Raw genomic sequence first — 18,032 nt, 5'->3', positions numbered from 1 at the left:
AGGATGTCCGCAATCGGGTCTAGCGTGGGTGCCCGACCCTGTCCTGTCCGCTCCGATCCGAAGGGACGGCCCACGGCGGCCCCGCGCCCGCCCGGCACCCGACATGACTGCGACCCGACCGAAGATCACCGACGAGCACCGCCGGAGCCTGCTCACCGCCCGCCACCGGCTCACCCCGGCGCTGCGGGCCGAGACGCCCGAGGAGGTCGCCGACGCGCTGGTCGCCCTGCACGCCACGGACGCGGCCACCGTCCACCTCAGCCTGACCGCCCGCCTGGCGACCCCGTCGGCGGCCGAGGTGGAGCGGGCCCTGTACACCGACCACACCCTGGTGCGGATGCTGTGCATGCGCCGGACCATGTTCGTCGTCCCGCGCGCCCTGGCGCCCGTGGTCGACGCCTCCACCGCCCGCGCCGTAGCGGCCCGGGAACGCCGCAACCTCCTCAAGGTGCTGGGCGAGCAGCTCGGCCACGACGCGCGCTGGCTGGCGGCCACCGAGGAGGCCGTCCTCGCCGCGCTCGCCGGGCGCGGTGAGGCCTCCGCGGCCCAGCTCGCCGCGGCCGTGCCCGAGCTGCGCGAGCAGCTCGTCGTGGCGCCGGGCAAGCCGTACGAGTCCAGACCGCGCCTGACCAGCCGCGTCCTGTCGGTCCTGGCCGCCGAGGGCCGGATCCGCCGCGGCCGCCCGCTGGGCACCTGGGCCTCCTCCCAGTTCCGCTGGACGCTCGCCGAGCCGCATGACGAGCTCCCCGCCGAGCAGGCCCGGGCCGACCTGGCCACCGCCTACCTCACCGCCTTCGGGCCCGTCACCACCGAGGACCTGCGGTGGTGGACCGGCTGGACCCTGACCGAGACCCGCAAGGCCCTCGCCCGTACCCGCGCCGTCGAGGCGGAGCTGGACTGCGGCCCGGGCCACGCCCTGCCCGAGCACGTCGAGGCCCCGGCGGCCCCCCGGCCGGGCGCGGCCCTGCTGCCCGCGCTCGACCCGACCCCCATGGGCTGGCGGCACCGGGACTGGTACCTCGACCCCGCCCACGTCCCCGAGCTGTTCGACCGGTACGGCAACGTCGGCCCCACCGTGTGGTGGGACGGCCGGATCGTCGGCGGCTGGGCCCAGCGCCCGGACGGGGAGATCGCCACCCGGCTCCTGCCGGGCGCCCGCACCGGCCGCGCGGCCGAGCGGGCGGTCGCGGCCGAGGCGGAGCGGCTGGCCGCCTTCTTCGGCGACACCCGCATCCGCCCCAGCTTCCGCACCCCGCTGGAACGGCGCCTCGCGGACGGGGACTGACCCGGGGCGGTCAGGGGCGGAAGCGCAGGGGGTGGTCCGCCGGCACCTCCACGACGGCGATGCGTACGCCGTCGGGGTCCGCGACCCACATCTCGATCAGCCCCCAGGGCTCGCGCACGGGCGGCCGCAGCACCTCGGCGCCCCGCTCCCGCAGCTCGCGGTGGGCCGCCTCCACGTCCTCCACCTGGAGCCACAGCCGCAGACCCGGCGCGGGCGGGGCGTCGGCGCGGCCCGAGACCTCGAGGAACCCGCCCCCGAGGAAGTAGACCGTGCCCCGCTCGGGACCGGTCCCGAACTCGCGGTACACCGCGAGGCCGAGGGTGGCGCCGTAGAAGGCGCGGGAGCGCTCGGGGTCGGTCGGAGTCAACAGGATCCTGCCAGCCAGTACGTGAACCATGCACCCACTGTGCCGCACACCCGGGTCCGAGCGGGGCCGACTCCTGTGAGAAGGTCGGTGCCCGGTCCCAGCCGGGACGGCGACGGGAGGCGGGATGGACGCGGCAGTGGTGCTCGTGGCGGACGACGACGCCGCGATCCGGCGGTCGCTGGAACGCGGGCTGCGGCTGAGCGGTTTCACCGTGGTCCTCGCCGAGGACGGGCCCGCCGCGCTCGCGCGGGCCGAAGCCAGGACCCCCGACGTGCTCGTCCTGGATGTGTCCATGCCGGGGCTCACGGGGACCGAAGTGTGCCGGAGCCTGCGGGCGCGCGGCGACGAGACCCCCGTGCTGATGCTGTCGGCCCTGGACGAGCTGGCCGACCGGGTGGCCGGCCTGCAGGCGGGAGCCGACGACTACCTCGTCAAACCCTTCGCGCTGGAGGAACTGGTGCTGCGCCTGCACGCCCTGCTGCGGCGCAGCCCGGCCCGTGGCGGGCGCGACGTGCTGCGCGCCGGGCCGCTGGAGATGGACCAGGCCACCCGGCAGGTCCACCACGGCGGGGCCGAGGTGCACCTCACCCGCCGGGAGTTCGAGCTGCTGGCCGCGCTGGTGCGCAACGCGGGCATCGTCCTGACCCGGGACCAGCTGCTGGACCGGGTGTGGGGCTACGACTTCGAGGTGCGCACCGACGCGGTCGACACCTTCGTCAGCTATCTGCGCCGCAAGCTGGAGGAGGGCGGGCGGCCCCGGCTGATCCACACGGTGCGCGGTGTCGGCTTCGTGCTCCGGGTGCCCGGGGCGGGGAGCGGGTCGTGAAGCTCGCCACCCGGATCGCGCTGTCGGTGACCGTGGTCATGCCGCTGCTGGTGCTGGCCGCGGGCCTGCTGGTGCTCGGGCTCGTCAGCCGCGACCTGCGCCGGCAGCAGGACGCGGGGCTGCAGGACCGGGCCGCGGCCGTACTGCCGGACGCCCGGGCCCTGCTGGCCGCCGACCGGGGCGGCCGGCCGAAGGCCGAGCAGAACCAGCACCGCAAGGTGCTCGGCGACGCCCTCGACGCGGGGATCCGGGTCCGCGGCGCGGACGGGACGACCGTGCTGGAGGGCGGCCCGCAGCCCGACGCGGCGGTGCGGCTGCCGGACCGGACCCCGGACGGGCCGGTCACGGTCCGCGCCAAGGGGCACGCTTGGCGGGTGCTGAGCGTGCCGGTGACCGGCCCCGCGCCGGGGAACCTGTGGATCTACAGTCCGGCGTCGAGCACCGATCCGCAGGTCGCGGCCGTGCGGCGGCGGGTGCTGCTGGTGGCCCTGCTGGCAGCCCCCGTGTCCGGGCTCCTGGCCTACGGGCTGGCGGGGCGGGCGACCGCCTCGGTGCGGCGCCTGAGCCGCCGGGCCGCCGCGCTGGACCCGGCGGCCGGGGCGGCGGCGTTCGCCGGGACACCGGTGCGGATCGCCGAGGTGGACGAGCTGTCCGCGGCCATCGGCCAGCTCCTGACCCGCTACGACGAGCAGGCCGCGCGGACGGCGCAGGCGCTGGAGACCGCCCGGTCGTTCTCCTCCGCCGCCTCGCACGAGCTGCGCACGCCGCTGATGAGCATGCAGACGGACCTGGACGTGCTCGCCGCCCACCCGGACCTCTCCCCCGCCGAACGGGCCGAGGTGGTGCGGGACCTGCGCAGCGACCACGCCCGGCTGCTCGAACTGCTGGGCGCGCTGCGGATGCTGGCGCTCGGCGATCTGGTGGAGGTCTCCGCCTTCGCCCCCACCGACCTGTGCGAGCTGGTGGACGCGGCCGCCGGCGAGGCGGCGCGCCGGCACGGCGCGACGGGGCTGGTCCTGGACGTGGAACTACCGGCCGAGCTGCGGGTCTTCGGCTGGGACTCCGGGCTGAGGATCATGCTCGACAACCTGCTGCGCAACGCGGTGGTGCACGGCCACCAGCCGGGCGAGCCGGCCCGGGTCACGGTCCGGCTGCGCTCCCGGGACGGTTTCGCCGTGCTGACCGTGGACGACCAGGGGCCCGGTGTGCCGCCCGGTGAACGCGAGGCCGTCTTCGGCCGGTTCCACCACCGGCCCGGCAGCCCGGGCTCCGGACTGGGGCTCACGCTGGTGGCCCAGCAGGCGGCACTGCACCGGGGCACGGTCACCCTCGGCGACGTGCCCGGCGGGCCGGGCGCGCGCTTCGAGGTGCGCCTCCCGCTGGTCTCGCGGGACGAGCAGACGCTGCGGCTGCCCGCACGGCGCGACTGGATCTCCCGGGGCGGCTGACGGGGCGCCGGACCCCAGGCCGGCGGCCCCACCGGGGGCGGCGGCCCGGCGGACGGTCACAAGGAATCCACAAAAAGGCTCCCTAACGTCCTGTCCGGCCGGCGCACCCGCGCCCCGGCCCGTCGCACCGAAGGGGATTCCACCATGCTCGCGAACCGTAGGACCGCCGCCGCGATCGGCGCCGTCGCCCTGGCCGGCGCACTGCTGTCCGCAGGCCCCGCGCTGGCCGACTCCACCGCGCCGAGCGCGGCCCCGTCGGCGAAGGCCTCCAAGCCGGCGCCGAAGGGCGACGGCGCCAAGTCGATCTGCAAGCGCCTGCCGAAGACCGAGTCCCGGATCGGCACGGCCCTGAACCGGCTGAACGGCGACGCCACCGTCCCGGGCTCGATCGCCCGCCTGGAGCAGCGCGTCAACGAGGCCAAGAGCGCGGGCCACACCGAGGTCCAGAACTACCTCAACGACCGTCTGACGTTCCGCAAGAACCTGGTGCCGACCCTGCAGAAGCGCCAGGAGGACCTCAAGGCCGTCTCCACCTGGTGCGGCGCCCAGGGGTCCAAGTGACCTCCCCCCGGCGCGGCGCCGTCGCACTCGCGGCCCTGGCCGCCGGGGCCGTGCTGCTGCTGACCGGATGCGGGGGCGGCGCGGACGCCCGTCCGAAGGCGGAGCAGTCGGCCGGGGCCGACGGACAGGCCGCGGACATGCAGGCGAAGCTGGACGCCGCCGAGAACGCGGCCGCGCAGGCGGACACGGACGCCTCGCAGAACAACTGACCGCTCACCGACGGCCCGTCCGGTATTCCCGGGCGGGCCGTCGGCGTGCGGCGGACCGGCCCTCCCCCGAAAGGGCGCATCCGGGCGGCCCTCGGAGCGCCTGCGTGCCCCGCGCGGTCCGGTCCCCTTCCATGGGTGCGCGTCCCCGACCGGAACAGGCGGCTCCATGACCTCCACCCCGTTCACCCGGCTCTCCCGCCGCGGCGTGTTCCTCGCCGCGCTGACCCTGGGATCCGCCACGCTGCTGCCGTCCGCGGCCCGCGCCGCCACGGGCCCGGGAGGCTCCGGGGGCCGCGGGCGCACCGCGGTGCCCGAGATCACCGGGTGCGCCGGCTGGGGCGCCCGGGAGCCGTCCGAGGACGTCGTGGTCCTCGACAGCCGGCCCGACCGGATCATCGTGCACCACACCGCCACGGCGAACGTCACGGACTACTCGCGGGAGCGGGCGCACGCGCTGGCCCGTGCCGTCCAGAGCTACCACATGGACGGGCAGGGCTGGATCGACACCGGTCAGCACTTCACCGTCAGCCGGGGCGCCTTCGTCCTGGAGGGCCGCCACGAGAGCCTGGCGGCACTGGACTCCGGTGAGCGGATGGTGCGGGGCGCCCACTGCGTGGGCCAGAACAGCGTGGCCATCGGGATCGAGAACGAGGGCACCTACACGGCGGAAGAGCCGCCCGCCGCGCAGTTCTCCGCCCTCGCCGACCTGTGCGCCCGCGTCTGCCGCCAGTACGGCGTCGCCGCCTCGGAGATCTACGGGCACCGGGACTTCAACAGCACCGCCTGTCCCGGCGACAAGCTGTACGCGCTGCTGCCGAAGCTGCGTCAGGAGGTGGCCCGGCGGCTCGGGGACGATCGGCAGGTGCCCCTGCCCCGCTGGTCGGAGCACCTCCCGGCCGACTGGGCCAACGACCCGGAGGCCGCCCGCCGCGCCCTCGGGGAATACCTGCCGGAGGGCCTGCTCGACCCGCTGCGCCGCCACTGACCGCCCCGACCGACGGCCCTGCGGACTGAGATGAGCGTGCCTCAGCCGCAGTGGCCGAAGTAATCCGGCGAAAAACCTTCCGGAGCGTTGCGACATGTGAAATTTTACATGTCACATGTCAACAGCCCGTGTCCCCATCACGCGGCTCAACGGCCCCGGAGGCCCCCACAGATGCGTTCCTCCCGGATATCGAAGGCCGGCGCGCTCAGACTCCCCGCGCTCGGCGCGGCCGTCTTCCTCGCGCTCGGCCTGTTCGCACCACCGAGCCAGGCCGCCTCCGGCGGCGCCCAGGCCCCGGCCCGCAGCCAGGCGGGCCGGACCGGGGCGGCGCCCCGGGCCATCCCGGTCCCCAAGTCCCCCGACGCGCAGCGCAACGCGCCCCGTCTGCGGATCTCCGCGCAGGACAGCCCCGAGGTGTCGGCCCCGGCCCCCGCACCCGCGGCCGGGCAGGCCGGGACCGCCACGTCCCTGCGGCAGTCCCCGTCCGCCACCGCGGCCGACTGCGACGACCTCTCCGGCGTGGTCAACGCCACGGGCCCGGCGCTCGTGCAGCAGCTCACGGCCCTCCCCCGGATCAACTGCACCTACCCGCTGTTCAACCTCACCGGGGACAACGCCCGCAAGGCCTTCCGCGAGCCCCAGATGGTGACCGTGGCCAACGCCCTGCGCGACGCCTCCGCGTCCTACGCGGGCGACAACAGGGCCTCCGTCGGGCAGCTGGTGATGTTCCTGCGGGCCGGCTACTACGTGCAGGAGAACAACGCGGCCGCGGTCGGCGCCTACGGCCCGGCGCTGGACGGCGCGGCGCGCGGCGCGCTGGACGCCTTCTTCGCGGCCCCGCACAGCAAGGACGTCACCGACGCCAACGGCGAGATATTCAACGAGGCCGTCACCCTGATCGACAGCAGCCACACGGCCGGCCGGTACGCGGGCGTCGTCAAGTGGATGCTCGGCGGCTACGACGGCACCTGGCCGGCCCAGATGGACCTGGCCATGCAGCACGTCGAGTGGGTCGTGCAGAACGGCTTCAAGGCCAAGAACGACGACCGCGGCTGGCGGGCCGCCCTCAAGGCCGACCCGTCCGTCCTCGACACCTGGGCCGGCTTCATCACCCGCAACGGCGCGCAGCTCAACCGGCTGGACGTGGTCAGCAACGTGGGCCGCTACCTCGGCTACGCGCTCGACGTCCCCGAGCTCAGGGACCGCGTCCGGCCCCTGCTGAAGGACCTGATCAACCGCTACCCGAACGTCGGCCCCACCGGCCCGATCACCATGAACCTGGGCTGGTACACGCGCGCGTACGACAAGGGCAACTGCGCGGCGTACGCCATCTGCGACCTGGGCGCCCGCGTCCTGCCGTCGGTCCTGCCGATCCAGCAGACGTGCACCCCGGGCCTGAAGATCCGCGCCCAGGACATGTCCCCCGGCCAGCTGGCCTCCACGTGTACCAGCCTGGTCAACGAGGACGCCTACTTCCACCGGGTCATCGGCGACAAGGGCGCGATACCCGGCGACCTCAACACCAACCTGGAGGTCGTCGTCTTCGACGACTACAGCCAGTACTCGCTGTACGCGTGGGCCATCTACGACATCGACGTGGACAACGGCGGGATGTACGAGGAGGGCAACCCGGCCGTCCCCGGCAACCAGGCCCGCTTCATCGCCCACGAGGCCGACTGGCTGCGGCCGTCCTTCCAGATCTGGAACCTCAACCACGAGTACACCCACTACCTCGACGGCCGCTTCGACATGGCGGGTGACTTCGAGGCCGGCATGACCACCCCGACCATCTGGTGGGTGGAGGGCATCGCCGAGAACATCTCCTACGGCTACCGGGGCGAGCGCAACGCCGACGCGGTCAACGAGGCCGCGAAGGGGACGTACAAGCTCAGCGACCTGTTCGACACGGTCTACAACCAGGACCCGAACCCCGACGTCAACTCGAACCGGATCTACCGCTGGGGCTACCTCGCGGTCCGCTACATGCTCCAGGCGCACCGACCGGACGTCGACACCGTGCTCGCCAAATACCGCACGGGTGACTGGAACGGCGCCCGCGCCTTCCTGAAGCAGACCATCGGCACCCGCTACGACGCCGGGTTCGCCACCTGGCTGGCGACCACCTGCGCGAGCGCCGACTGCGGCCCCCTGCCGCAGGCCCCGTCCACCCCGGCGTGCACCCTCCCGGACTCCCGCCAGTTCGACGGCAACTGCCGCCGCGACGGCCTCGCGGCCACCGCCGGCAACTACAGCCACCACTTCGTGTACCTGCCGGCCGGCGTCAAGAAGCTGACCGTCACCAGCAGCGGCGGCACCGGCAACGCCGACCTCTACTACAACGGCCCCACCTGGGCCACCGCCGGCAGCTACCAGGCCAAGTCCGCCACCGCCGGCAACGACGAGACCCTGACCATCGACAACCCGCCCGCCGGGTGGGTCTACTTCAGCCTCGCCGCCACCCAGGACTTCAGCGGGGTGAGCCTCTCCACGCAGACCGGCTGACCTCCCGCGCGCCGCCCGGCCAGCCTTCCGCCCGGGCGGCGCGCACCCCGTCGTCTCCCCGCATCAGGGCCGCGTAGAGCGCGGCGGAGACGAGCATGCCGGCCGGGAGGGAGAGGTCGACGCCGCCGAGCGCCGCGGCGACCGGACCGGTGTAGAGGGTGTCGGCGCAGAGGGCGGCCGCGCCGACACCGGCCAGGAGGGCGAGGGCGCCGGCCCGGGTGAAGCCCCCCGTGTACCAGAAGGGGCTGCCGGGGGTCTCGTCGCAGAGGGCCGCGCCGTCGTAACGCCCGCGCCGCAGCATGACGTCGGTGGCGTAGACGGCCATGAGGGGGCCGATCAGGACCACGATGACCTGAAGGGCGTTGCCGACGGTGTCGAGGAAGCGCGAAGCGAGCAGCCCGTACAGGGTCAGGGCGACGGCCACGGCTCCGTCGAGGAGCACGCTGACGGAGCGGCGCACGCGCAGGCCGACGGCCTGGAGGGCGAGGCCCGCGCTGTAGGCGGTGAGGGCGTTGGCGGAGACCGTGCCGAGGACCAGGGCGAGCAGGAACAGCGGGCTGAACCAGTTGGCGGGATGACCACGGCCCCGACCTGCGCGGCGGGCGCCGAGCACGAGGCCGGCCGGCTCGCGCCGGGGTTCCGCGCCCGGCCGCCCGACGCACCGCGCCGACGGGGTGTGAGGTCCCGCGGGGGCGTCAGCGGCCGAGCGCGCCGCGGACCGTCAGCCCGTGGTGGCGGGCCAGGCGGCGCAGCTCCCACCAGGACAGCGCCGTGACCGTGACGGGGGCGCCGAGGATGAAGACCGCCCGGACCGCCGTCGGGACCTGGGGGTAGGCGCCCGTGACCACGTCCAGCACCGCCATCTCCCACACCAGGACGCCGGCGAGGACCGGTGGCAGGACCTCGTGGATGTCGGCGGTGCGGAAGACGTGGACGAGGGAGAGGCCGATGCCGTACAGGGCGAAGCCGAGCGACCAGAGGCAGAGGACGCCGATGAGGACCTTCCCCGGCAGCCCGACGGCGTCGCGCACGCCCGCGAGCTCAGGTGCCATCGCCAGGGGGAAGGTGGCCATCGAGGCCATGACGGCCAGGACCGCGCCGAGCGGGCGCAGGGCCCGGCGCAGGTAGACGCGGCGCAGGGGGCCGCGTGCGGCGGCCACGAAGGCGCCGACGACCACGGGGAAGGTGCAGACGAGGACGAGGACGCCGGACCAGCTCTGGTCGAGGCGGTCGTCCGCCGCGGCCTTGATGTCGGCGGCGCTCACGACGGCCTTGTAGGTGAGCGTCAGCCCCACCCAGGCGACCAGGCCCAGCACGGTCCGCCACAGCTGGAGCGTGCGGACCTGGGGGTCGTGCACGATCCCCTCCCGCGAGGGGCGGAAGGTGCGCTGGGCGGCGTGGAGGGGGTTGCGGATCCCGCGCAGGATCCTGGCGGCGCGCGAGGGCCCGACGGGCGGGGGCCAGGCGGGCGGGGGCGGCACCGGGTGTCCGGAGTACGGGGGGTAGGAGCCCGGAGGGTAGGGGCCCGGCTGCGGCGGGACGGGCTGCGCGTAGGGGTTCCCCTGCGGCGGGACGGGCTGCGCGTAGGGGTTCCCCCAGGGCGGGTTCGGGGGCCCCTGCGGCGGCGGGGTGCCGTGGGCGGGCCGTCCGCCCGGGGGTGGATCGCCTCCCGGGACCCCGTGACCGCCGCCGTGGTATCCGCTCATCCTGCCCCGTCCCGCCCGTCTCGTCCCGCTCTGCCGACGCCCCGCATCGTAGCGGCGGGTTCACCCTTCGGGGGACCCCGTCCGCCGCGCGGTCAGGGCCGAGTCGGCGTGGAGGGTGACGCGGACCGGGGTGAAGGCCGTGGCGTCCAGGGGGAGTTCGCCGGTCCCGGGGTTGCGGGCGTAGCGGGGGTGGGCGCCCGCGCTGATCTGCCAGCGTATGCGCTGGCCGGCGGCGAAGCGGTGGGCGGTGGAGCCCATCGGGACGGAGATCCGCGCCTCCTTCCCCGCCTCCGCGCGGACCCGGCCCAGTCCGTCGCAGACGTTGACGGAGCGTCCCTGGGGGTCCACGTCGCACAGCCGGGTGAAGACGTCGGTGTGCCCGGTGTCCGTGGAGACCGTCAGCCGCGCGGAGACCGGCCCCATGACGTCCAGCGGCTCCGCCAGGGGCGGCCCGGTGAAGGTCAGGACGTCGTCACGGGCCTCCAGGGCGGCGTTGTCGCGCGGCCCGGCGGTGCGGGAGAGCAGCGGCCCGCCGAGGGAGGGGGTGGGGGTGGCGGGGTCGTGGCGGAAGGCGGCCAGCGGCGCGGAGTCCGTGGGGGCCCGCTCGATCAGGTGGCCGCCCGGGGCGGCGTACCAGGTGGCGTCGGTCCCGGGCGGCGGCCAGGCCGCCAGGTCCCGCCAGGGGTCTTCGCCGCCGGTGTCGCCACCGGTGTGGACCCGCACGGGTGCGGGGCGGGGGGCGGGGGCTTCCGCGCAGAGGTGGGCGCGCAGCCAGGCGAGGCTTTCGCCGAACACCTCGGGCCAGCCCCGCTGGAGGGCGGAGTGGTGGGTCCAGGGGCCGACGAGCAGGGTGGTGTCGCAGCCGGCGCGCCGCAGCCGGGCGTACTGGTCGAGGGTCTGGCCGGCGAGTGCGTCGTGCCAACCGGTGATCAGGGCGGTGGGCACCCGCAGCCGCTCCGCCGCCCCGGCGAGCGAGGCGCCGTCCCAGTAGGGGTCGGAGGCGTCGGGGTGCGCCATCGCCTCGTCCAGCCAGGGGACTTCGCCGCCGAGGGCGCGCACGTGTCCGCCGCGCAGGGGCTGGGCCGTGGTGGCCTCGCGCAGGCGGCGCCGCAGGCGCAGGGTGGCCTTGAGGAAGGGCCGGGCGCCCTGGTGCTGGTAGGTCATGCCGAGGCCCATGACGAGGGCGTTCTCCAGGTGCAGCGCGCCGTCCGCGTGGAGGAAGGCGTGGGGGTCGTGGAGGCCCACCTGCACGACCATGGCCTTCAGCTCCGGCGGCGGGTCGAGGGCGAGGGCCCACTGCACGTAGCCGAGGTAACTGGGGCCGACCGTCCCGAGCCTGCCGTCGAACCAGGGCTGTTCGCGCAGCCAGGCGAGCGTGGCCTGACCGTCGGCCGCCTCGTTGCGCCACAGGTGGAACGTACCGCCCGAGCCGCCGGTTCCCCGGCAGCTCTGCACGACCACGTGGAAGCCGTGTTCGGCGAAGAGGAGCCCGTACATGGGGCCCCAGGGGATGCCCCGGCCGTAGGGCGAGCGGACCAGGAGGGTGGGGAAGTCGCCTTCTGCCCGGGGGAAGTAGTGGTCGGTGACCAGGGGGCTGCCGTCGGCGGCCGGGACCTCCCGTCCCGGTTCCCAGCCGACCGCGTGCCGTCCGGCCGGCAGTCCCCGCCAGGTCGCCCTCATCAGGCGGGAGGACAGCGGCGGCTTGGCCGCCGGCGGGGTCCAGACCGGTCCGGCGGCTGCGGCGGATGCGGCGCGGGGGGTGCGTGCTGGCATGTCTGCCTCTCCTCCATCTATTCCCGTACGTTGTACGAGAATAGATCATGCTTGGATGACCTGGCGACATCCGCCCCGAAGACCAGCGACCGACAGGGAGTGCGAGACCATGCCCGGCGAGGGAAAGTCCGGCGGCGCCGGCGTCGACCCGGAACACCTCTGGCTGCGCCCGGCCGAGCCCCGCAGGGGCCGCCGCCCCTCCTTCACCCGGGAGGCGATCACGGTCGCGGCCGTCGCGGTGGCGGACGCCGAAGGACTGGAGGCCGTCACCATGCGGCGGGTGGCCGCCGAGGTCGGCGCCGGGGTGATGTCGCTCTACAGCTACGCCCCCGACAAGGAGACCCTGCTGGAGCTGATGGTCGACCACGTGAGCGCCGAACTGACGGTCGAGGATCCGCCGTCCGGCGACTGGCGCGCCGACCTGAAGGCCGTCGCCCGCCTCCAGCGCGCCCACATGCTGCGCCACCCCTGGCTGCCGGCGGCCCTGGCCACCCCCCGCTCCCCGGGCCCCCACACCCTGGCCTTCCTGGAACACGTGCTCGGCGTCCTGCGGCCGAGCGGGCTGGCCGGCGCCGCGAGGCTGGAGGTGTTCGCCCAGGTCACGGGCTTCGTGGCGGGCCACGTCGGCTACGAGATCGCGCAGGCGCGGGCCGCACGGCCGCCCGGCCGGGCCGAGGCCCAGGGCCGCTACCTGGCCGCCGTCGCCGCCGACGGCCACCACCCGGAGCTCGCCGAAGCCCTCGCTTCCGCCGGTTCCCCCGCCACCCCCGACGAGACCTTCGCCCGCTTCCTCGACCGCCTGGTCGACGGCCTGGACAGCACCTGAGACCCGGGGCCGCGCCCCGTCAACGGGCCTGCGGAACAAACCAGTTGAGCGAGGTGACCGCCCTGCTACGGTGGCCCGGTGACTTCGATCCGACAGTTCCAGGTGACCTTCGACTGCGCCGACCCGGAGCGCGTCGCCCGCTTCTGGTGCGAGGTGCTGGGGTACGTCGTCCCGCCGCCGCCGAAGGGCTTCGCCGACTGGGGCGAGTTCGACCGCTCGCTGCCGGCCGAACGGCAGGGCTCGGCGTTCGCCTGCGTCGACCCCTCGGGTGTGGGTCCGCGGCTGTTCTTCCAGCGCGTTCCCGAGGGCAAGGCCGGCAAGAACCGGCTCCACCTCGACGTCCGGGTCGGCACGGGCCTGGTCGGGGACGAGCGCGTGGCCGCACTGGAGGCCGAATGCGCCCGGCTGGTCGCGCTGGGCGCGAGCCCCGTACAGCTGCTGCGCGCCGACGGCTTCGACGAGTCGTGCCTCGTGATGCGGGACGTCGAGGGCAACGAGTTCTGCCTCGACTGAGCCGCTCCCCCCACTCCCCGCCCCGCCCCTGCCCGCCCCGTCACTGCCCGCCCGGCCGGTCCAGGAGGGCCGCCAGTGCGGCGGGGCGGCTGAGCGCGGCGCAGTGGCCGGCGGCGAGCTCCTCCGGGACCACTCCGAGCCGTTCCCGCACCAGCCGGCGCAGGAAGCCGGGGGGCAGGAAGCGGTCCTCGGTGCACAGCACGAACCTCGTCGGCACGTCCGGCCAGGCCTCCAGGGGCCACGGCTGCGCGGTCGCCGCCGGCGAGGGATGGGCCCGTTCCCGGCGCATCGCCTCCTCGGCCAGGTCGCGGGGCACGTCGTGGTAGAAGGCGACGTACGGGTCCGCGCTGCCGGTCAGGCCCCCGTCCCGGCGGGCCTGGACCCGCACGGCCTCGGCGTAGCCGGTCCCGCCCCACCACCGGTCCGGTGACTCGCTCGGCGCGGGCACCATACCGGCGACCAGGACCAGCGCGGCGACCGGACGGCGGGCGGCGACCAGCGGGGCGGTGAACGCGCCGAACGACTGCCCCACGACGACCAGTTCGCGGCGGTCGCCGACCGCCCGGCAGACGGCGTCGGCGTAGTCGTCGAGCGTCGGCGCGCCGTCGCCGCCCGGAAGGTCTGGGGCCACAACGCCGTGCCCGCGCGCCCTGAGCTCGGCCGCGACCAGGTGCCAGTACCAGCCGCCGTCGCCGGCCCCGTGGATCAGCACGAACGTGCTCACGGCAGGCCCCGTACGGAGCCCGGTCCACGCGTCTTCCAGGGGAACGGCACACCACGGACCCTACCGCCCGGAAGCCGGCCGCCCGTAAGCCGGCGCCCGTGTCACCGGCCCGACGGACGCCTGTCGCCGACCGTCCCTACAGTGGGGCCATGACCGACTCACGACACGAAGTGACCCTGGACGAGGGCGTCGAGGTACCGGTCCCCGCCGAGGGCGAGGTCTGGACGGTCGGGGCCGTCATCCTCGACGCCCGGGGTCGGGCGTTCGCCCAGAAGCGCGCTCCCGGCCGCCGGCTCTTCCCCGACTGCTGGGACGTCGTCGGCGGGCACGTCGAGCCCGGCGAGGGCCTCCTCGAAGCCCTCGCGCGGGAGGTGGAGGAGGAGACCGGCTGGCGGCTGCGCCGCGTACGGAGCCTGTTCGGGGTCACGACGTGGACCGGGGACGACGGGGGCGGTACGCGGCACGAGGCCGACTTCCTCGTGGAGGTCGACGGCGACCTGGACCACCCCGCTCTGGAGTGGTCCGGGCACACCGCCTACGGCTGGTTCGGACCCGAGGACCTCCCGCGACTGAAGGAGAACCGGGCCCCGGGCGAGTACCTCGTCCACGACCTGGTGGCGAGGGCCCTGGGCGGGCGCCCGGGCCACCCCTAGGAGGTGCGGTGTCCGGTCCGGGGATCAGAACGTGAAGACCGGGTCGTCCCGCAGCGCCGCGGACATCATGCAGGCGTTGGGGAAGGTGTGCTTCCACGCGAGGCGTTCGCCGCGCAGGACGCCGTCCGCGGTGATCGTGACGGGGTCGTAGTGCTTCGGGCACGCGCGGCCGGGCGCCGGCGCGGTCAGCAGTCGGCCGAGGTCGCCGCCGGTGGCGTTCACGGCGTCGCACGCGGCCCGGGGAGCCGGGTGCGTACCCTCGGCGGTGTAGGCGCAGCTGAGGACTGCGGCCCGCACGACGGTGCCCTCGGCGGCGCCGTTCCCCTGGGCGATGGTGAGGACCAGTGCGGACGGGGCGGAGGGGCCCGCGGGCTCGGCCCGGGCGACGCCCGCGGTGCCGCCGAGGCAGAGGAGGGCGGCGGCGGAAACTGCGGCCAAGCGGTGACGCATGATCAATTTCCCTTCGAATCGCAGGCGTTGACTGGCTCCGGAGCTTCTGTCCAGCACCCGGACAGGAGCGAGCCTTCCAGATCCGAAGGCCAGCCGCACATGGACGATCGGCTTACGGACACCCGGTCCGCATATCGGAGAGCGGAGTTCCGCCCGGTCGCGACCCCGACGTACCCCGGCGGGCCGTGCGGACGGCCCGCCCAGGCTGACCGGATCGCTGCGGTGACCCGTGCGGAGCGCACACCGGGCTGGTGACAAACACGACTGTCGCGGGCTCGCCGCGACGTGCCACCTTTGCTCCCGTCACCGACCGAGGACCGAGGGAGCAGGTGTGAACAACGGGCACGCGGCCTTCTGCGACGCCGACCGCTGGTTCTACGACGCACCGTACCGGCGCGCCGGGGAGAGCTTCGCGGCGGCCGTCGCCCCCGTACCCGAGGGGTGGACTTCGCACCGCAGCGGCGACTGGCTGGCGCTGCGTCCCGTCGGCCTCGAACTTCCCTCCCAGGGCTGGAAGATCCACGTCTCGGCCGGCCTCGACAACGCGGAGCGCGTCCTCGACCGGGTCCACGCCCACTGCGTGGAGCGGCGGATCGCCTTCAAGTTCGTGCCCAGCCGCTACCTGCTGCACCTGCGCAACGCCAAGTACGCGGACCGCGCGGCGAGCGGCAAGTTCGTCACCGTCTACCCGGCCGACACCGAGGCCTGCCGGCGGATCGCCGAGGACCTGGACGCCCTGCTGGCCGGCGAGCCCGGCCCGTACATCCTGAGCGACCTGCGCTGGAACGACGGCCCGGTCCACCTGCGCTACGGCAGCTTCACCCTGCGGCACTGCTACGACGAGCGCGGCGAGCTGGTCCCCGCGATCGAGACGCCCGACGGGCGCCTGGTGCCGGACGCCCGCGGCCCCGTGTTCCAGCCGCCCGCCTGGGCCGAGCCGCCCGCGTTCCTGCGGCCGCACCTGGAGCGGCGCGCCGCCGTCACCCTGGAGGGCGTCCCCTACACCGTGGAGCGGGCCCTGCACTTCTCCAACGGCGGCGGGGTGTACGCGGGCCGCGACACCCGCACCGGCGAGGCGGTGGTCCTCAAGGAGGCCCGCCCCTTCGCCGGGCTCGCCGCCGACGAGGCGGACGCGGTGGCCCGGCTGCACCGGGAGCGCAGGGCTCTGGAACGCCTGGACGGGCTGGACTGCGTCCCCGCCGTCCGCGGCACCTTCACCGTCGGGGACCACCACTTCCTGGCCCTGCAGTACCTCGAAGGCAAGCCCCTCAACACCTACTTCGCCCGCCGCCACCCCCTGATCGAGGCAGACCCCGACCCCGCCGAGCTCGCCGCCTACACCGACTGGGCCCTGAAGATCCACGCCCGGGTGACGGAAGCCGTCGACGCGGTCCACTCCCGCGGAATCGTCTTCAACGACCTGCACCTCTTCAACATCATGGTCGCGGAGGACCCGGACACGGGTGAACCCTCCGTCGCGCTGCTGGACTTCGAGGCCGCCGCCCCCGTCGACGAGGGCCTGCGCCAGACGGTGGCCAACCCGGCCTTCGTCGCCCCGCCCGACCGGCGCGGCTTCGCCGTCGACCGCTACGCCCTGGCCTGTCTGCGCCTCGCCCTGTTCCTGCCGCTGACGAGCCTGCTCGTGATGGACCGGGGCAAGGCCGCGCACCTGGCGGACATCGCCGCCGCCCAGTTCCCCGTCCCCCGGGAGTTCCTCGACGCGGCGGTACGGGAGATCCTCGCCGGACCGGAGGGCGCCGCCCCCGGCGGGCCGCCGCCCGCCCCCGCCGGGCCGTACCTGCCGGCCGCTCCGGAGGACTGGCCCGCCGCCCGTGCCTCCTTGACCGCGGCCCTCCACGCCGCCGCCACCCCGGACCGCGAGGACCGCCTCTTCCCCGGGGACCCGGCCCAGTTCGCCACCGCCGGCGGCGGGACCGCCTTCGGCCACGGGGCCGCCGGCGTGCTGTACGCCCTCGCCGAGACGGGATGCGCGCCCTGGCCCGAGGCCGAGGAATGGCTGCTCGCCCGGACCAAGGAACCGGCGTCGGGCACCCCGCTCGGCTTCTACGACGGCCTCGCCGGACTGGCCTGGACCCACCACCGGCTCGGCCACCACGACCGCGCGCTCGCCCTGGCGGAGCGCCTCCTGGACGAGCCCTGGCAGTCCGCGGGCCCCGACCTGAACGGCGGCCTGGCCGGCATCGGGCTCGCCCTGGACTCCCTCGGCACGGCCACCGGCGAGCGCTCCCTGCACGACGCGGCCCTGCGCTGCGCCGACCTCGCCCACGCCGCAGCCCCCGCCCTGACCCGGACGGGACTCCTCCACGGCCACAGCGGGATCGCCCTGCTGCACCTGCGCCTGTACGAGCGCACCGGGGACCCCGAACTGCTCCTGCGGGCCGGCCGCTTCCTCCACCGCGACCTGGACCACTGCGTGACCAGCGCCTTCGGCACCCTCCAGGTGGACGAGGGGTGGCGGACCATGCCGTACCTCGGGGCGGGCAGCGTGGGCATCGGCATGGTCCTCGACGACCACGCCCGGCACGCCCGCGACGAGCGGTTCGAGGAGGCCCGGGTCCAGATCGTCCGGGCCGCCCAGGCGACCTTCTACGCCCAGCCCGGCCTCTTCCGCGGCGCCGCCGGAATGATCCTGCACCTGTCGCGGACCACCACCCCCGGGCCCGGCAGCCGCGCCGAGGACGTCGCCCGGCAGATCGAGGCCCTGGCCCGCCACGCGCTCCCGTACCAGGGCCACCTCGCCTTCCCCGGCGAGCAGATGATGCGCCTGTCCATGGACCTGTCCACCGGGACCGCGGGCGCCCTCCTCGCCCTCGGCAGCGCCGCGACCGACGGCCGCGCGCACCTGCCGTTCCTCCCGCCGCCGCGCACCGCGGCGGCCCCAGAGCCGGTCCCCCACCGGGGGGCCGTGACCGGGCACGACACAACCCCGAAGGAAAGGAAACTGCCATGACGCTCCTCGACCTGCAGTCCATGGAGACCCCGAAGGAAGAGAACACCGAGGCCGCGCACCTCAACGGCGGCGGCAGCCGCGCCAGCCTGCTCCTGTGCGGTGACAGCAGCCTGAGCGTCACGACCTGTAACTGATCGGGTCACTTCGGGCCCGGGCGACGACACGTCGCCCGGGCCCGCACCACATCCCCGGGACGTCCCGTTCCGGCCCGGGACAGACGAGGAGCCGCCGCC

At 75.1% G+C, this 18,032-nt stretch carries 17 protein-coding genes and 1 pseudogene; 12 read left to right on the top strand and 6 right to left on the bottom strand.

What is annotated here, in order from left to right; genetic code table 11:
* Positions 1 to 103 precede the first annotated feature (103 nt).
* A complete protein-coding gene (locus ACFY0O_RS13790) occupies positions 104 to 1,285 on the top strand; it encodes a winged helix DNA-binding domain-containing protein (protein WP_388946659.1) in 1,182 nt (393 codons plus the stop codon).
* A gap of 10 nt (positions 1,286 to 1,295) precedes the next feature.
* Here ACFY0O_RS13790 and ACFY0O_RS13785 read toward each other — a convergent pair whose 3' ends face one another.
* A complete protein-coding gene (locus ACFY0O_RS13785) occupies positions 1,296 to 1,682 on the bottom strand; it encodes a VOC family protein (RefSeq protein WP_388946657.1) in 387 nt (128 codons plus the stop codon).
* Positions 1,683 to 1,776: 94 nt separating this feature from the next.
* Here ACFY0O_RS13785 and ACFY0O_RS13780 point away from each other — a divergent pair, with 94 nt between their 5' ends.
* The 6 genes from ACFY0O_RS13780 (at position 1,777) to ACFY0O_RS13755 (ending at position 8,183) form a co-directional block, all read left to right on the top strand.
* Positions 1,777 to 2,478 (top strand): response regulator transcription factor, encoded by a 702-nt coding sequence (locus ACFY0O_RS13780; protein WP_358899051.1) that lies wholly within the window; start codon positions 1,777 to 1,779, stop codon positions 2,476 to 2,478.
* The gene (locus tag ACFY0O_RS13775; protein WP_388946655.1) at positions 2,475 to 3,926 is read left to right on the top strand and encodes a sensor histidine kinase; all 1,452 of its coding nucleotides are present in this window, start codon (positions 2,475 to 2,477) and stop codon (positions 3,924 to 3,926) included. Before ACFY0O_RS13780 ends, ACFY0O_RS13775 begins: the two co-directional genes overlap by 4 nt.
* A gap of 144 nt (positions 3,927 to 4,070) precedes the next feature.
* Positions 4,071 to 4,487: a hypothetical protein gene (locus ACFY0O_RS13770; protein WP_388946653.1), complete on the top strand. Its 417-nt coding sequence runs from the start codon at positions 4,071 to 4,073 to the stop codon at positions 4,485 to 4,487.
* Entirely contained in the window at positions 4,484 to 4,696 is a 213-nt protein-coding gene (locus ACFY0O_RS13765) for a hypothetical protein (protein WP_388946652.1), read from the top strand. The genes ACFY0O_RS13770 and ACFY0O_RS13765 overlap by 4 nt, the downstream gene beginning before the upstream one ends.
* A gap of 166 nt (positions 4,697 to 4,862) precedes the next feature.
* The gene (locus ACFY0O_RS13760) at positions 4,863 to 5,681 is read left to right on the top strand and encodes a peptidoglycan recognition family protein (protein ID WP_388946650.1); all 819 of its coding nucleotides are present in this window, start codon (positions 4,863 to 4,865) and stop codon (positions 5,679 to 5,681) included.
* 171 nt (positions 5,682 to 5,852) lie between these two features.
* Positions 5,853 to 8,183, top strand: a complete 2,331-nt coding sequence (locus ACFY0O_RS13755; RefSeq protein ID WP_388946648.1) for a collagenase — start codon at positions 5,853 to 5,855, stop codon at positions 8,181 to 8,183.
* Here ACFY0O_RS13755 and ACFY0O_RS13750 read toward each other — a convergent pair.
* The 3 genes and pseudogenes from ACFY0O_RS13750 to ACFY0O_RS13740 form a co-directional block, all read right to left on the bottom strand.
* Positions 8,149 to 8,748: pseudogene (locus ACFY0O_RS13750) on the bottom strand (cytosine permease); the annotation flags it as partial. The gene ACFY0O_RS13755 and the pseudogene ACFY0O_RS13750 overlap by 35 nt on opposite strands.
* 130 nt (positions 8,749 to 8,878) lie before the next feature.
* The gene (locus tag ACFY0O_RS13745) at positions 8,879 to 9,889 is read right to left on the bottom strand and encodes a hypothetical protein (RefSeq protein ID WP_388946647.1); all 1,011 of its coding nucleotides are present in this window, start codon (positions 9,887 to 9,889) and stop codon (positions 8,879 to 8,881) included.
* A 60-nt stretch (positions 9,890 to 9,949) separates the two neighbouring features.
* Positions 9,950 to 11,569 carry a CocE/NonD family hydrolase gene (locus ACFY0O_RS13740; RefSeq protein WP_388946736.1) on the bottom strand — a complete coding sequence of 540 codons (1,620 nt, stop codon included), beginning with the start codon at positions 11,567 to 11,569 and terminating at the stop codon, positions 9,950 to 9,952.
* A gap of 202 nt (positions 11,570 to 11,771) precedes the next feature.
* Between ACFY0O_RS13740 and ACFY0O_RS13735 the strand changes: the two genes are divergently transcribed.
* Both ACFY0O_RS13735 and ACFY0O_RS13730 read left to right on the top strand, forming a co-directional pair.
* Positions 11,772 to 12,488, top strand: a complete 717-nt coding sequence (locus ACFY0O_RS13735; protein WP_388946646.1) for a TetR/AcrR family transcriptional regulator — start codon at positions 11,772 to 11,774, stop codon at positions 12,486 to 12,488.
* A 78-nt stretch (positions 12,489 to 12,566) separates the two neighbouring features.
* Positions 12,567 to 13,001 carry a VOC family protein gene (locus ACFY0O_RS13730; RefSeq protein WP_388946644.1) on the top strand — a complete coding sequence of 145 codons (435 nt, stop codon included), beginning with the start codon at positions 12,567 to 12,569 and terminating at the stop codon, positions 12,999 to 13,001.
* Between the two features lie 40 nt (positions 13,002 to 13,041).
* Here the strand turns inward: ACFY0O_RS13730 and ACFY0O_RS13725 are convergent, their stop codons facing one another.
* Positions 13,042 to 13,725, bottom strand: a complete 684-nt coding sequence (locus ACFY0O_RS13725; RefSeq protein WP_388946642.1) for an alpha/beta fold hydrolase — start codon at positions 13,723 to 13,725, stop codon at positions 13,042 to 13,044.
* A gap of 149 nt (positions 13,726 to 13,874) precedes the next feature.
* On the opposite strand from ACFY0O_RS13725, the gene ACFY0O_RS13720 reads away from it, so the two are divergent.
* Positions 13,875 to 14,378 carry an NUDIX hydrolase gene (locus ACFY0O_RS13720; RefSeq protein ID WP_388946640.1) on the top strand — a complete coding sequence of 168 codons (504 nt, stop codon included), beginning with the start codon at positions 13,875 to 13,877 and terminating at the stop codon, positions 14,376 to 14,378.
* A gap of 24 nt (positions 14,379 to 14,402) precedes the next feature.
* Here the strand turns inward: ACFY0O_RS13720 and ACFY0O_RS13715 are convergent, their stop codons facing one another.
* Positions 14,403 to 14,828 (bottom strand): subtilase-type protease inhibitor, encoded by a 426-nt coding sequence (locus tag ACFY0O_RS13715; RefSeq protein ID WP_388946638.1) that lies wholly within the window; start codon positions 14,826 to 14,828, stop codon positions 14,403 to 14,405.
* 331 nt (positions 14,829 to 15,159) lie between these two features.
* Between ACFY0O_RS13715 and lanKC the strand changes: the two genes are divergently transcribed.
* Positions 15,160 to 17,799 carry a class III lanthionine synthetase LanKC gene (gene lanKC / locus ACFY0O_RS13710; RefSeq protein ID WP_388946636.1) on the top strand — a complete coding sequence of 880 codons (2,640 nt, stop codon included), beginning with the start codon at positions 15,160 to 15,162 and terminating at the stop codon, positions 17,797 to 17,799.
* Positions 17,796 to 17,933 (top strand): SapB/AmfS family lanthipeptide, encoded by a 138-nt coding sequence (locus ACFY0O_RS13705; RefSeq protein WP_358893990.1) that lies wholly within the window; start codon positions 17,796 to 17,798, stop codon positions 17,931 to 17,933. Before lanKC ends, ACFY0O_RS13705 begins: the two co-directional genes overlap by 4 nt.
* Positions 17,934 to 18,032: the final 99 nt, after the last annotated feature.

This window comes from Streptomyces sp. NPDC001594 (assembly GCF_042893675.1).
GTDB lineage: Bacteria > Actinomycetota > Actinomycetes > Streptomycetales > Streptomycetaceae > Streptomyces.
This window is presented reverse-complemented; position numbering and strand designations above follow the sequence as displayed.